General features: G+C 70.6%; 17 protein-coding genes. 7 read left to right on the plus strand and 10 right to left on the minus strand.

Annotated elements, in window-relative coordinates; genetic code table 11:
• The first annotated feature begins 14 nt into the window (after positions 1–14).
• From ligD to GPZ80_RS20170, 3 genes are read left to right on the plus strand one after another with little or no spacing between them, the layout of a single operon-like run.
• Positions 15–1,064: a non-homologous end-joining DNA ligase gene (gene ligD, locus GPZ80_RS20160; protein WP_187222292.1), complete on the plus strand. Its 1,050-nt coding sequence runs from the start codon at positions 15–17 to the stop codon at positions 1,062–1,064.
• Positions 1,051–2,394: a hypothetical protein gene (locus GPZ80_RS32155; protein WP_222719556.1), complete on the plus strand. Its 1,344-nt coding sequence runs from the start codon at positions 1,051–1,053 to the stop codon at positions 2,392–2,394. The genes ligD and GPZ80_RS32155 overlap by 14 nt, the downstream gene beginning before the upstream one ends.
• Before the next feature lie 56 nt (positions 2,395–2,450).
• Positions 2,451–2,645: a DUF8847 domain-containing protein gene (locus tag GPZ80_RS20170; protein ID WP_187222294.1), complete on the plus strand. Its 195-nt coding sequence runs from the start codon at positions 2,451–2,453 to the stop codon at positions 2,643–2,645.
• Between the two features lie 3 nt (positions 2,646–2,648).
• On the opposite strand, the gene GPZ80_RS20175 is transcribed toward GPZ80_RS20170, so the two are convergent.
• Complete coding sequence (locus GPZ80_RS20175) at positions 2,649–2,852, minus strand: hypothetical protein (RefSeq protein WP_187222296.1); 204 nt, start codon at positions 2,850–2,852, stop codon at positions 2,649–2,651.
• A gap of 128 nt (positions 2,853–2,980) precedes the next feature.
• Between GPZ80_RS20175 and GPZ80_RS20180 the strand changes: the two genes are divergently transcribed.
• A complete protein-coding gene (locus tag GPZ80_RS20180; RefSeq protein WP_187222298.1) occupies positions 2,981–3,601 on the plus strand; it encodes a DUF6319 family protein in 621 nt (206 codons plus the stop codon).
• 119 nt (positions 3,602–3,720) lie between these two features.
• Here GPZ80_RS20180 and GPZ80_RS20185 read toward each other — a convergent pair whose 3' ends face one another.
• Positions 3,721–5,250: an alpha/beta hydrolase gene (locus tag GPZ80_RS20185; protein WP_187222300.1), complete on the minus strand. Its 1,530-nt coding sequence runs from the start codon at positions 5,248–5,250 to the stop codon at positions 3,721–3,723.
• Positions 5,251–5,518: 268 nt separating this feature from the next.
• On the opposite strand from GPZ80_RS20185, the gene GPZ80_RS20190 reads away from it, so the two are divergent.
• A complete protein-coding gene (locus tag GPZ80_RS20190; RefSeq protein ID WP_187222302.1) occupies positions 5,519–6,433 on the plus strand; it encodes an EamA family transporter in 915 nt (304 codons plus the stop codon).
• On the opposite strand, the gene GPZ80_RS20195 is transcribed toward GPZ80_RS20190, so the two are convergent.
• The gene (locus GPZ80_RS20195) at positions 6,430–7,524 is read right to left on the minus strand and encodes an ATP-dependent DNA ligase (protein WP_187222303.1); all 1,095 of its coding nucleotides are present in this window, start codon (positions 7,522–7,524) and stop codon (positions 6,430–6,432) included. The genes GPZ80_RS20190 and GPZ80_RS20195 overlap by 4 nt on opposite strands.
• A gap of 51 nt (positions 7,525–7,575) precedes the next feature.
• Here GPZ80_RS20195 and GPZ80_RS20200 point away from each other — a divergent pair, with 51 nt between their 5' ends.
• Positions 7,576–7,959: a DUF1801 domain-containing protein gene (locus GPZ80_RS20200; protein WP_187222305.1), complete on the plus strand. Its 384-nt coding sequence runs from the start codon at positions 7,576–7,578 to the stop codon at positions 7,957–7,959.
• Between the two features lie 2 nt (positions 7,960–7,961).
• On the opposite strand, the gene GPZ80_RS20205 is transcribed toward GPZ80_RS20200, so the two are convergent.
• The 7 genes from GPZ80_RS20205 to GPZ80_RS20235 all read right to left on the minus strand — a co-directional run bounded on the left by GPZ80_RS20205 (position 7,962) and on the right by GPZ80_RS20235 (position 11,349).
• On the minus strand, positions 7,962–8,558 hold the full coding sequence (locus GPZ80_RS20205; RefSeq protein WP_187222307.1) for an alkaline shock response membrane anchor protein AmaP: 597 nt from the start codon (positions 8,556–8,558) through the stop codon (positions 7,962–7,964).
• Complete coding sequence (locus tag GPZ80_RS20210; RefSeq protein WP_187222309.1) at positions 8,555–9,091, minus strand: DUF6286 domain-containing protein; 537 nt, start codon at positions 9,089–9,091, stop codon at positions 8,555–8,557. The genes GPZ80_RS20205 and GPZ80_RS20210 overlap by 4 nt, the downstream gene beginning before the upstream one ends.
• A gap of 4 nt (positions 9,092–9,095) precedes the next feature.
• Positions 9,096–9,458, minus strand: coding sequence for an Asp23/Gls24 family envelope stress response protein (locus tag GPZ80_RS20215; RefSeq protein ID WP_187222311.1), 363 nt, complete (start codon positions 9,456–9,458; stop codon positions 9,096–9,098).
• Positions 9,455–9,637 carry a hypothetical protein gene (locus tag GPZ80_RS20220; protein ID WP_187222312.1) on the minus strand — a complete coding sequence of 61 codons (183 nt, stop codon included), beginning with the start codon at positions 9,635–9,637 and terminating at the stop codon, positions 9,455–9,457. The genes GPZ80_RS20215 and GPZ80_RS20220 overlap by 4 nt, the downstream gene beginning before the upstream one ends.
• Positions 9,634–9,930 carry a hypothetical protein gene (locus GPZ80_RS20225; RefSeq protein WP_187222314.1) on the minus strand — a complete coding sequence of 99 codons (297 nt, stop codon included), beginning with the start codon at positions 9,928–9,930 and terminating at the stop codon, positions 9,634–9,636. The genes GPZ80_RS20220 and GPZ80_RS20225 overlap by 4 nt, the downstream gene beginning before the upstream one ends.
• Positions 9,927–10,406, minus strand: coding sequence for an Asp23/Gls24 family envelope stress response protein (locus GPZ80_RS20230; protein ID WP_187222316.1), 480 nt, complete (start codon positions 10,404–10,406; stop codon positions 9,927–9,929). Before GPZ80_RS20230 ends, GPZ80_RS20225 begins: the two co-directional genes overlap by 4 nt.
• A gap of 178 nt (positions 10,407–10,584) precedes the next feature.
• Positions 10,585–11,349, minus strand: coding sequence for a pyrimidine reductase family protein (locus tag GPZ80_RS20235; RefSeq protein ID WP_187222318.1), 765 nt, complete (start codon positions 11,347–11,349; stop codon positions 10,585–10,587).
• A 40-nt stretch (positions 11,350–11,389) separates the two neighbouring features.
• Between GPZ80_RS20235 and zapE the strand changes: the two genes are divergently transcribed.
• Positions 11,390–12,409 carry a cell division protein ZapE gene (gene zapE, locus GPZ80_RS20240; RefSeq protein ID WP_187222320.1) on the plus strand — a complete coding sequence of 340 codons (1,020 nt, stop codon included), beginning with the start codon at positions 11,390–11,392 and terminating at the stop codon, positions 12,407–12,409.

The raw sequence follows: 12,409 nt of genomic DNA on the forward strand, positions 1-12,409 counted from the left end.
CGTAGTCTGGGGCGGTGGCAACAGAGGCTGTGGAGATCACCGTCGGCGACCGCGCCGTGCGAGTGTCCAATCCGGACAAGCCGTACTTTCCCGAACTGGGGCTGACCAAGCGCCAGATCGTCGAGTACTTCCTGTCCGTGGGCGACGGCATCCTCGGCGCTCTGCGTGAGCGGCCGACGACGCTGGAACGCTGGCCTGGCGGCGTCTTCGAGGGCGCGAAGCTGTCCACCAGGGCGGACAACCGGGGTGACGCGTTCTATCAGAAGCGCATCCCGAAGGGCGCGCCCGATTACGTCGAGACCGCGCGCATCGCCTTCCCCAGCGGCCGTTCCGCCGACGAGGTCTGCCCGACGGAGCTGGCGGTGGTGGCGTGGGCGGTGAACCTGGGCACGCTGACGTTCCACCCGTGGCCGGTCAGCCGGACCGACGTCGACCACCCCGACCAGCTGCGGATCGACCTCGACCCGCAGCCGGGCACCGACTTCACCGACGCGGTCAAGGTCGCGTTCACCGTGCGTGAGCTGCTCGCCGAGCACGGCATCGAGGCGTTCCCCAAGACTTCGGGCGGTCGGGGCGTGCACCTTTACGTGCCCATCGAGCCGCGCTGGACCTTCGTGGAGGTCCGCCGCGCGCTGATCGCCTTCGGGCGCTCGGTGGAGCGGCGGATGCCCGACGAGGTGACGATCAACTGGTGGAAGGAGGAGCGCGGCTCGCGCATCTTCATCGACTACAACCAGATGGCGCGTGACCGCACCATCGCCTCCGCGTACTCGATCCGCCCGACCCAGCGCGCGCTGGTGTCCGCACCGGTCACCTGGGACGAACTGGGCGACGTGCACCCGGAGGACTTCTCGGTGCTCACGATGCCCGCCCGGTTCGCACAGGTGGGCGACCTGCACGCGCCGGTGGCCGAGAAGGCGTTCTCGCTGGAGCCGCTGATCGAGCTGGCCGACCGTGACGAGCGCGACCACGGGCTGGGTGACCTGCCCTATCCGCCCGACTATCCCAAGATGCCGGGGGAGCCCAAACGGGTCCAACCCTCGAAAGCCCGTGACGACACCTGACCCCACGGAGAGCTGGGCGACCGCCGCCGCCCGCCGCACGCTGGCCGGTGACGACCCCTGGCTGTGGATCGCCTTCGACACCGACACCCGGCGTTACTGGCAGCGCCCCCGTGATCGCTCGGCCACCCGCGCGCTCGCCGTCGCCATCGCGGCCTGTGACCGGTCCGGGTGGGTGCGTGAGACCGCCTTGACCGAGATCGCCGAACTCGGCGACCCCGCCGTGTGGCCCGCGCTCGCCCTGCGCTGCGCCGATTGGGTGCCGCAGGTCCGTTCCCGCGCCCGGGAGGTGGTTCTGCGGTGCCTGGCCGAGTCGCCGAGGGCCGCGTTCGAGGCGTTCGCACCGCTCGCGTTCGTCCTGTCCAGGAAGGTCGAAGGGGGTTGGCTGGCCGGTGTGCTCGACGAGCACCTGCGGGATGGGCCCGCCGAGGTCCTGGAGTCGGCACTCGACTCGCGGCATCGGGTGGTCCGCCGTGCCGCGTTGCGGATCGCCTTGGCGCGGCTGCCTCTCGATCGACTCCTGCACGCGGTGCGCTTCGACGATGACATCGCCATCAGGGTGCGCTGTGCGGAGGCGGTGATCCGCATGCGCGATCCGGACGTCACGCGCCTGCTGTTATCGAACAGAACGGCTGGGGTTCGCGCGGAGGCCGTGCACGCGTTGGGGCTGGCCGGTGAGGTCGACCCGGCCGAAGCCGCGCTGACCGACCGCAGCGGCCTGGTCCGCGCTACGGCCCAGGCTGTGCTGCGGCGCGCGGGACGCGACCCCGCGGCGGCTTATCGGGCGCTGCTCGCTGTTCCGCCGACGGCCGAGGGCATCGCGGGCCTGGGTGAGACCGGTGCTGATGCCAAGTCGTTGTATCCCTACCTCAGCCATCCCACCGCCCGGGTCCGTGTCGAGACCGTCCGCGCGTTGCGGCGATTGGGTGACACACCGGTCGACCGGCTCGCACCCATGCTCGCCGACCCGTCGCCCCCGGTGACGCGACAGGTGGTGCTGTCCCTGCGCGGGCGTGAACTCGACATGTCGTTCCTGTTGCGCCACTTGGGTGTCGACCATCCGCGTCACATCCGCTTCGCCGCATACCTGCTGCTCGTGGCGCGCGACACGTGGACCCGGATCGAGACGGATCTCGCGCTCCTCGAGGATGCTTTCCTGGGCGGCCAGGCACGGTCGGATGTCCTCTCCTGGCTCAGGAACAGCTCCGCGACTTCCTACCTGACGCCCACCGTCGAGCGCATCACCCGGGTGGACGCACTGCTCCGCGTGTCGACGACACTCGGCGAACACCACGTCTCACTTCTGCGGTTCCACATGGGTCTGCACCGGTAGAGACGCGAATTTGTCGTTCCCTTCCTTTACACTGCAAGGAAGGGAAGGAGACCGCCATGACGGATTCGTACCTTGTGCGTTACGTCGGCGGTCCATTGGACGGCCGGGTCGACACGCTGGCGGCGTCGCCGGAGAGTCCGCGGTCGACGGTGACCCATGTCCATCTGCACGGCGGGCCCAAGATCGTGCATCATTACGACCTGCATTACGCGGTCGAATACGGTTGCGAATACCGGCTTCGCGAACACTGAGTCCTAAGTGGACTGCCGGGTTTCCAGGATCATCACGCAGAGCTCGCACCGCGGCCCGTCACTGCCTTCAGGCTGCAGGTCGGGCGGCGCGGCGTGCGTGCATGACGCCCGGTAGTGCTGGTGGCCCAACGGGGTGCCGGGCGCCATCGGGAACGCGTGCAGTTCGCCGTCGTAGCAGCTGCGCCACCAGAGATACCGCGCCGTCATCTTCGGCAATGTAAGCCTGCCGTCCGTCCACGGCATCCGGTGCCGTCCGAACGGGTGGCCGCGGGCCTGCCGAACTGTCGGACCCACCGGGCACACTACGCGCGGACCAGTGCACCGGGAGGAAATGAATGGCGAGGGTGGCGTCGCTGTCGACCGAAGAGGTCGAGCGACTCAGGAATGACGTGGCGGCGGGCAAACCCGCGGGCGTGTGGTTCACGGCGGCGGCCGTGGGAGTGACGGCTGGCCAGTCGGGCAAGGTCATCGGTTTCACCGAGCCCGCGGAAGGCGATTTCATCCAGGTCCGCCCCACCGGCTCACGCGACGAACTCACCTTCTCGCCGGCGGAGTTGACCCTGGTCAAGCCCCCACCGAAGCCGAAGCAGGCCCCGCCCCCACCGGTCGCGGCCAAACCGGTCGCCGCTGCTATGCCGGAGGTGGTGGTCGGCATCGAGCCCGCCCCCGTGGTCCGCAAGCCGCCGCCGCACAAGCCCGCGGAGGTGACTGTCACCCTGCACTCGACCCTCGAGGGCGAGTGGACCGTGGACGTGGTGGTGGGAAAGAAGCGGGTGGTCCGCTGGGAACCGGTACCCGCAGGCGACGTCGCGCGGGCAGCCAAGTCACTGCCCTCGGGAGTGGGCGAGGCGATCGGGACGGCCTTGGAGTCGGCGAAGCGCAGGCAGTTGGCCCGGGTGGAGCAATTGAAGGCAGAGCTGGACGCGGCGCAACGGGCCTTGCGGGACTTGGGCTAGAAGGAAGCTTCAAGCGGATCGCAATCGCCCACTGGCAACAAGCAGGCCAATCAGCGGCAACCCGACGGGCAGCTTCCGGATGGCCCGTCAGAGAGGAACCCACACGCGGCTGATGGCGATCAGGGCGGGCAGACAGTCCCATCACGAGGAATCTTGCCGTCGCTGAAGAACGTGTAAACCGTGTCGGTCGCGCACGGTGAGACACCCAGCGCGCCATGACCAGTTCCCTGCCAGGACACCAGCACCGCCGACGCCAGCTGTTGGGCCGCGTGTTGGGTGCCCGCGTGCGGGGTGACCGCGTCCGTGGCCGTCGACAGGACGACGATCGGGGGTGCGGACATCGCGTGCGGCTGGGTGACCGGGTGGCTCGCCACCGGCCACGGGCTGCACAGCGCCAGCCACTGCGCGGTCAGGCCGCCGAAGACCGGGTATCGGGTGTTCCAGTCCTTCGCCGTCGCCTCCAACTGCGCTGTCGAGAGGCGGCCTCGGGTGTCGTTGCACCTGGTCACGAGGGTTCCGTCGAACATCGCGGGAAGTTCGTCGGTTTCCTGGACCACGGGGGCGGCGAAGGCGGCCAGAGCGTCCGGGACGCCGCTTCGGGCGTCGGCGATGGCTTTCGACAGGGCGGGCCACGCCTGCCGGTCGGGGAGTGCGGCGAGGACTCCGCGCAGGACGATCCCGGGGGTGAGGTCGAAGTCGTCGGTGGCCAGTGGCTCCGCGGCGAGCACCTCGCTCAGCGCTTGGCGGGCGTCCGCGCCGAGTTCGCAGCCGCGGCGGGCGCAGTCCTCGGCGAACGCGCTGAACAGGGCGTCGGCGCCTTCGGCGACGCCCGCGAGGGTGACCGCGGCATCCTCGTTGGGGTCGGGGACGCCGTCGAGGACCATCCGGCCGACCCGGTTGGGGTATCGCTCAGCGAACACGGACAGCACCCGGGAACCCTCGCCGTGGCCGATGGCGTGCAACCGCTCCATGCCGAGTGCCACCCGGGCCGACTCGAGGTCGGCCGCCGTCCGCCAGGTGTCGATCGCGGGCAGCCGCGACTCCAGCGCCAGCGTGCACTGCTGCCCGGCGGTGCGCGCCAAGTCGACCCAGGCGTTGACGTCGCCCGCCCGCGGGTCCAGCGCGACCAACTCGGCGCGGACCTCCTCCGGGACGCACCGCACGGCGTCGGAGTTGCCGGTGCCGCGGCGGTCGAGGCCGACGAGGGAGAACTTGGTGAGGAAGTCGGGGGACAGGGTCATGGCCAGCTTCACGGCGTAAAGGGTGCTGGGCAGCCCATCCACGTCATTCACCACGACGAGCGGCACGGGCCCGGAGCCCACGCGCAGCACCTGCATCCGCATGGTGCCCCGGCCAGGCGCGTAAGGGGAGTCCAGGACGCCGTTGACGCGGCCGCAGTCGATCTTCAGTGCGGGGGGCGGAGCCAGTTTGGCGAGCCGGTCGGTGATCTCCGGGCCACACTGCGCCCACCGCACGGCCTGGTTCTTGGGCTCGCCCAGCGGCGGCAGCGGCTGCGGGCCTGCTTCGGTGGTCGCGGGCGGACCGGGGTCGCCGTCGTTGACCACGATCGCCGGCCGCTCGGAAGGCCCCGCGGTACACGCGACAAGCAACGCGACCGGCAGCAGCCAGGACACCCGTCCGACCCTCACGCCCGCGCGTCCCTCCTATGCCCGATCACCGGCCCACAGCGTGCCGGCTTGTGGGTGAGACCACGGTAAATCCCTCGTGCTCCGACTTAGGATGAATTCGCCGGGATTGTCCACAGTGTCTGCCAGTTGTCCACAGCAAGATCAACAAAGCCACTGCCGTGCGCGGGGTGTGGTCCAGCGCTGCGGGGTTTGCTTGGTGGGCCGTCCGAGGGCTTGAGTGCCTGCTGCGGCGGGGCATCGGGGTGGCGGGAAAGGGAGGCTTGGGCTCGTGGTTGTCGCGCACGTCGACGGGGTGGGGCGATCGCCCTCCTCGTGGTTTGGGGCCATCGTCTCCGGGACGCCTCGGTTGGTGGGGGCCATTCCGCCGACGGCGCAGGTGTTGGTGGGGATCGTCAGCGTGCAGGTTGGCGCCGCGCTGGCGAAGCAGTTGTTCGCGGTGACGGGGTCCTCCGGAGTGGTGACCCTGCGGCTGGTGTTCGCCGCCGCCGTCCTGCTGCTCATCTGGCGGCCCTCGCCGCGGGTCGCGCGGGCTGATTTGCCGGTCGTCGTGGGCTACGGGTTCGTGCTGGCCACGATGAACGTCCTGTTCTATCTCTCCCTCGCCCGCATCCCGCTCGGCATCGCGGTGACCGTGGAGTTCCTCGGCCCCCTCAGCGTCGCCCTTCTGGGCTCGCGGCGCTGGCTTGACGCGCTGTGGGCGGTGCTCGCCGGGGCCGGGGTCGTGCTGCTCGCCCAGACCCTGGGTGGGGCGGACGTCCTCGGGCTGCTGTTCGCGCTAGGCGCCGGGGTCTGTTGGGCGGGGTACATCCTGCTCAGCGCCAAACTCGGCCGCCAGTCCAGCGACGGCAAAGGCCTCGCCCTGGCCATGGCGTGCGCCGGACTGATCGCCGCCCCCATCGGCATCGTCGAGGCCGGGACCGCCCTGCTCTCCCCGATGGTCTTGCTCGTCGGCCTTGGGGTGGCGCTGATGTCGTCGGTGATCCCGTACTCGCTCGAACTCGAAGCGCTGCGCAGCATCCCGCCGCGGGTGTTCGGTGTCCTGATGAGCCTGGAACCCGCCGTCGCCGCTATCGCGGGGCTGGTGGTGCTTCGGGAGGCCCTCAGCCCCGCCCAGTGGGTCGCGATCTGCTGCGTCGTCGCGGCCTCGGCGGGCGCCACCCGCACCGCGCGCCCAGACGTCTAGCGCGCCCGCACCTCACCGCGCAGCACCGACGCCAAGTCGTACCGCGCGGGCTCCTCCAACTGCTCGTACGTGCACGAAGCGGGCTCGCGGTCCGGGCGCCACCGCTGGAACTGCGCGGTGTGCCGGAAACGGCTCGGGTAGCCGCCCTCGGTGTGCTCATAGGCGACCTCGACCACCCGCTCCAGCCGCAGCGGCACCCACGGCTGCTCCGTGGTGCGCCAGCGGCTCACCGCCCCCGGCATCCGGGTCGTCTGCGCCTCATGCCAACTCGCCCAGGGGTGTCCCTCGGCGCCGCCGGGGATCAGCTCGGCCAGCTCCACCGCCAGTTCCCGCCTGCGGGCCGCCGAGAACGACCCGACGACACCGACATGGTTGAGGCCGCCCGTGTTGTCGTAGAGCCCCAACATCAACGATCCGACGGCCTCGCCCGGCTCGGTGTCCTTGTACCAGCGCAAGCCAGCCACCACGCAGTCCGCTGTGCGCGAGTGCTTGAACTTGAGCATCGTGCGCTTGTTCGGCGTGTACGGCCCGTCCGCGGGCTTGCCCATCACCCCGTCGAGGCCCGCGCCCTCGAAGATCTCGAACCACTGGCGGGCCAGGTCGGAGCTGGTCGTGGCCGGCGTCAGGTGCACGGAATCGGTGACCTGCAGCAGGTCTTCGAGCCTGCGCCTGCGCTCGACGCCGGGGGTCTCCAGCAGGAGTTCGTCGCCCAGGGCGAGGACGTCGAAGGCGATGAAGCGCGCGGGCGTGGTCTCCGACAGCATCTTCACCCGGCTCGCCGCCGGGTGGATGCGCTCGGCGAGCTTGTCGAAGTCGAGCCTGCCGTCGATGTCGACGACCAGCTCACCGTCGATCACGACCCGCTCCGGCAGCGCCTCCCGCAGGGCCGCTTCGGCGTCGGGGAAGTAGCGGTTGAGCGGCTTGCCCGAACGCGACTGCAGGACCACCTCGTCGCCGTCCCGGAACACCAGGCAGCGGAAGCCGTCCCACTTCGGCTCGAACACGAGGTTCGTGTCGTCCGGGATGGACTTGACAGCCTTGGCCAGCATCGGTTGCACCGGCGGAGTCAGAGGAAGCGCCACGCCGCCCATACTGCCCGCTCAGCGGACTTCCGGCAGCCGAACGCGATTATCGTGAAAGCCATGACTGATCCACGCGTCGACGCCCGCATCGAGAGCCTGCTGCCTTGGCAGCAGGTGATCTACCGGCAGGTGAGGGAGCTGGTGCACGCCGCCGACCCCGAGGTCGAGGAGACCATCAAGTTCACCGACCGGCCGTACTTCGTGCTTCAGGGCAACATCTGCGCGCTGCTGCCCGCGAAGGACCACGTCAACATTTTCCTCTACGACGGCGCGATCGTCCCCGACCCGGACGGGATCATCACCGGCGGCCACGACAACAAGACGGCGCGCACCGTCGCCGTCCGTCCGGGCGAGGAGATCAACGCGCCCGCTCTGCTGGCGATGTTCAAGCAGATCATCGCGAACAACCGGGCCGGTGGCTGGCGCAAGCTCAAGAAGGGCTGAGTTCAGCGCACCCGTTGGCGTTCTGCTGTGTTCAGTTCCAGGCGTACCGCTGTGGGCAGGTGGTCGACGCCGAGGGATTCCCGGGCCTGGCGCAGGACGGTGTCGTCCACTTCCCGCCACACCTGTTTGACGTCGGTGCCGTCCTCCAGCCACAGGCTCAGCCGCAGGGCGGGCTCGTCTTCGTCGCCGACCATGGTGGCGCGGGCCTTGCTCACGCCGGGCACCTGCTCCGCGTCGGTCGCGATGGCTTCGGTGATGGCGGTGGCCGTGACCAGGACGCCGTGGCCCCTGGTCGGGTTGAGGGCCAGGTCCGGGTGGTGTTCCGGGCGCAGGGTGGCGAAGACGATCCGCAGCCCGAGGACCAGCAGCAGCAGGCCGAGCACGATCGCGCCGACGCGGGCCGCCAGTTGCCAGTCGACCAGGGTTCGCAGGACTTCTGGGTCGAGGACTGGTCGGGTTGCCCTGTCCTGTCCGAAGACGCCGTAGCCCAGCAGGGCCGCGCCCACTCCGAGCAGCAGCAGGAGCAGGCCGGTGGTCATGGTCAACGCGCGTTCGCCGCCGTAGGAGCGGGCGGCGGCGCGGGTGGCGGGGGAGGTCATGAGCGGTCCCTCCGAGAATCGACGACCACGGATACCTGCGGCTGACGCTGCAGCGGCAAGTCGGCCAGGGTGGACCGGACGGCATCGGACAGGCGAGGACGCAGTTGGGCCTCCGACTCCAGGGCGCTGGTGGCGCGCACCCGGACCCGCTTCGCCGTGGCGCTCACCGAGGCGCCGGTCACGTTGTCCTCGCCGCGGACACGGGTGCCCACGATCCTGGCCAGCGAACGCGGCGACGTTTCCACCGTGACCCCCGGTGACGGCTCCCGCAGGCCGACGTTCGTCCGGCGGGCCAGGGAGGCGAACAGCGCCAGCAGCAGGCCCACCACGGCGACGGCCACCGCCGTGATCAGCACCGGGGTGCTCTGCCAGCTCAGGTCGGCCAGCGTCTCGCGCCACTGCCGCCAGGGGACGAGCAGCGACGGGCTCTCCGGCCGCCACCACGCCCACGCGACTTCGACGGCCAGCAAAGCCCCCGCCGCGGCCAACGCCAGGCCGAGCAGCAGGCTCAGGACTCTCACCAGGACACGCACGGGCTCACTCCACTCGGGGACGGATCTTGGGTCGCAGCGCGGAGACGATCACGTCGACACCGCGCACGTGGTAGCCGGTCAGTCGCTCGACCTCGGCGATGACGCGCTCGCGCACGTCCTCGACGACGGTCCGCACGGGAGCCGGGTAGTGCAGTGCCACGTCGACCTTGAGCCGGACCTGGTCGCCGTCGCCGGTGACGTCGACCTTCGCGCCGTGGGTGCCGACCTCGACGCCCACCAGCTTGCGGGCCATGGCCGTGGTGCCGGGTGACTCGTCGGCGGCGTGTTCGGCGATCTTGCGGACCACCGACCGGTCGACGCGCAGGGTGCCGCGGTCGTCTAGCGGCCGCTCGCTGACCTGGGTCACCGGTCCTTGCCCTTGGCGCCGCTGAGCACCTGGGACAGGTCGAGCTCGCCGTCGAGCACCCGCCCGACGACCAGGCCGACGAAGCCGAGCACCAGGGTGATCATGAACGCGCCGAACCCCTGGGTGGCGGCCAGTCCGAGCAGCAGGCCCGAGACCAGGCCGAGCTGGGTCGTGTTCATACCGGTTCTTCCTTGCTCTCGAGGTCGTTGACGTGCACATCGATCGGGAGGTCGCCCGCGACGCGCCGGACCCGCTCGCGCAGGGCCGCGGCGACCGCGGGGATCGGCTGATCGAGCCGCAGGACCACCGAGACGGTGATCCGGTCGGCCGCGGTCACACCGACCACGCGCCGTCCAGGCAGGTAGGTCGCGATGGTCTGGAAAGGCCCGCCGTCGAGCCGGACCACGGCCGGATCGGCGAGGACAGCCTCGCCGATCCGGTCGACCAACTCTCCGGTGTGGATCGCGGTCATTCGACCCGGGACTTCTCGGGGGCCTCGTCGCCCCCGTTGTCGTCGGGCAGGTGGACATCCTCGACGGAGATGTTGACCTCGATGACCTCCAGGCCCGTCATCCGCTCGACCGCGGTGATCACGTTGCGGCGGACCGCACGCGCGAGGTCGGCGATGCTCGCGCCGTACTCGACGATCATGTCGAGGTCGATCGCGGCCTGCTTCTCGCCCACCTCCACCGACACGCCCGCGGTGGACGACGTGCCCGCGCCGGGGATGCGTTCCTTGATCGCGCCGAACGCGCGGGACATTCCGCCGCCCATCGCGTGCACGCCGGAGACCTCTCGGGCGGCCATGCCCGCGATCTTCTGCACGACGTTGGACGCGATGGTGGTCTTGCCCTGGCCGTTCTCATCGGCCAGACGGGCGGGCGCCGGGGACTGGCGGGCGGCCGGGACCGCGTCGCGCAGGTCGTTCTGACTGTTGGTCGTCACCATGCTGGGCAGGCTCCTTCGGCTGGATTGCAACGGATCGACGTCGCATCCATTCTCAAAGGGGCCGGGGGACTTGCCCGGGTGAAGCGGCAGGTTGACCGGAAAGAGTTAACCCAAAAGGACACCATCAGATGACATCCGGCGTCTCATGTGGATAGTTGCCGCCCGCTCGACGAGTGTGTCACTCCTCGCGGCGGTAGCGCAGCATCAGGAAGCCGTCCTCGGTCAGCACCGACGCCAGCGCGAGCCTGCGCGGCACCTCCGGCGGCGCCCCCATGGCGATCCGCCCCGCGCGCCCGCCCGCGAGCAGCGGCGAGACCGTCAGGCACAGCTGGTCCACCAGGTCCGCCTCGATCAGCGAGCCGAACAGCTGCGGGCCGCCCTCACAGCACACCCGCCGCAACCCGCGCGCGGCCAGTTCGACCAGCGCGGCCCGCGGATCGACCCGCTCGTCCCCGGCCACGACCACCTCCGCGCCCGCCGCCGTCAGCGCCGCGCGCCGGGCCGCCGGGGCGGACTCGGCGGTCACGACGATGGTCGGCACCCGGGTGTCGGTCACCAGCGGTGAGTCCGGTTCCACCGAGCACCGCCCGGTGACCACGGCGATTGGCGGCACCGGCGCCAGACCGAGCCGGGAACGCCGCTCACGTCGCAGCTCCGTGCTCTTGATCCCGCGGTAGCGCTCGTCGCGCGCGGTGCCCCAACCCACGAGCACCACGTCGGCGAGGTCGCGGCCCAGGGCGAAGATCCGCTTGTCGCCGGGGCTGGACAGGCCCGCCGACTGCCCCGCCACGGCGACCGCGCCGTCGGTGCTGCTGACGAAGTTGACCTGTACCCAAGCCCGGTCAAGGTCGGCCGGATAGGCGTAGAGCACTTCGAGTGCGGTGTCGTCCACCACAGCCGGTGAAGCCTGACCTGGGGAAACCCGGTTCTCGGGCCACAACATGTGCACCAGGACATCCCATCACGCCGCTACGCTCCCGTGCATGCCCGCCAGCCTGCTCGCCCGCGCGCCCGAGATCGGCGCGGAGGAGCTGATCGCCACGATGGCCCCGCCGCCCCGGTTCGGCGCGGTCCGGTTCGACACCTACGTCCCGAACCCGGACGAGCCGAGCCAGGCCGCCGCGGTGCGCGACTGCGCCGCGTTCGCCGCGAAGGTGGACGCGCGGCCGGACAAGTCGCTGTTCTCCCGCATGTTCGGCGGCAAGGCGCAGACGGGTCGGCCCGGGCTCTACCTCGATGGCGGCTTCGGCGTCGGCAAGACCCACCTGCTCGCCTCGATCTGGCACGCCGTGCCCGGGCCGAAGGCCTACGGGACGTTCGTCGAGCTGACCCACCTCGTCGGCGCGCTCGGCTTCACCCAGGCCGTGGAGCGGCTCAAGCAGCATCGGCTGCTCGCGATCGACGAGTTCGAACTCGACGACCCCGGCGACACCATGCTCGTCACCCGGCTGTTGTCCCAGCTCACCGACGCGGGCGTGCACGTCGCGGCCACGTCGAACACGTTGCCGGACAAGCTCGGCGAGGGCCGCTTCGCCGCGGACGACTTCCTGCGCGAGATCCAGGCCCTGTCGTCGCGGTTCTCCGTGGTGCGGGTCGACGGGCCGGACTACCGCCACCGCGGCCTGCCCGACGCGCCAGCCCCGCTGTCGGAGCTGGACCTGGCGGCCAGCGCGGAGGCGGTCGAAGGGTCCACTGTGGACGATTTCGACGCGCTCTGCGGGCACCTCGCCTCGCTGCACCCCTCGCGCTACGGCAAGCTCGTCGACGGCGTGACGGCGGTGCACCTGCGCGGCGTGCACGCGCTGAAGTACCAGGACGTCGCACTGCGCGTGGTGTCGTTCGCCGACCGGCTCTATGACCGCGCCATCCCGGTTGTCGTGTCGGGGGAGCCGGTGTCGGCCCTGTTCACCGAGGACATGCTGCGCGGCGGCTACCGCAAGAAGTACCTGCGCGCGGTCAGCAGGCTGGTCGCGCTGTCCCGGGACGCGGCGGCCGCTCGCTGA

Origin of the sequence: Actinokineospora xionganensis (assembly GCF_014323725.1) — a bacterium.
GTDB classification, from domain to species: Bacteria; Actinomycetota; Actinomycetes; order Mycobacteriales; family Pseudonocardiaceae; genus Actinokineospora; species Actinokineospora xionganensis.

Bases quoted from the DNA above. Each gene is read 5' to 3' on its own strand.
- GPZ80_RS20220 (WP_187222312.1), bottom strand. From the start codon at position 9,637: ATGAACACGACCCAGCTCGGCCTGGTCTCGGGCCTGCTGCTCGGACTG.
- zapE (WP_187222320.1), top strand. From the start codon at position 11,390: ATGCCCGCCAGCCTGCTCGCCCGCGCGCCCGAGATCGGCGCGGAGGAG.
- GPZ80_RS20225 (WP_187222314.1), bottom strand. From the start codon at position 9,930: ATGACCGCGATCCACACCGGAGAGTTGGTCGACCGGATCGGCGAGGCT.
- GPZ80_RS20200 (WP_187222305.1), top strand. From the start codon at position 7,576: ATGACTGATCCACGCGTCGACGCCCGCATCGAGAGCCTGCTGCCTTGG.
- GPZ80_RS20195 (WP_187222303.1), bottom strand. From the start codon at position 7,524: ATGGGCGGCGTGGCGCTTCCTCTGACTCCGCCGGTGCAACCGATGCTG.
- GPZ80_RS20235 (WP_187222318.1), bottom strand. From the start codon at position 11,349: ATGTTGTGGCCCGAGAACCGGGTTTCCCCAGGTCAGGCTTCACCGGCT.
- GPZ80_RS20175 (WP_187222296.1), bottom strand. From the start codon at position 2,852: ATGACGGCGCGGTATCTCTGGTGGCGCAGCTGCTACGACGGCGAACTG.
- GPZ80_RS20170 (WP_187222294.1), top strand. From the start codon at position 2,451: ATGACGGATTCGTACCTTGTGCGTTACGTCGGCGGTCCATTGGACGGC.
- GPZ80_RS20230 (WP_187222316.1), bottom strand. From the start codon at position 10,406: ATGGTGACGACCAACAGTCAGAACGACCTGCGCGACGCGGTCCCGGCC.
- GPZ80_RS20180 (WP_187222298.1), top strand. From the start codon at position 2,981: ATGGCGAGGGTGGCGTCGCTGTCGACCGAAGAGGTCGAGCGACTCAGG.
- GPZ80_RS20205 (WP_187222307.1), bottom strand. From the start codon at position 8,558: ATGACCTCCCCCGCCACCCGCGCCGCCGCCCGCTCCTACGGCGGCGAA.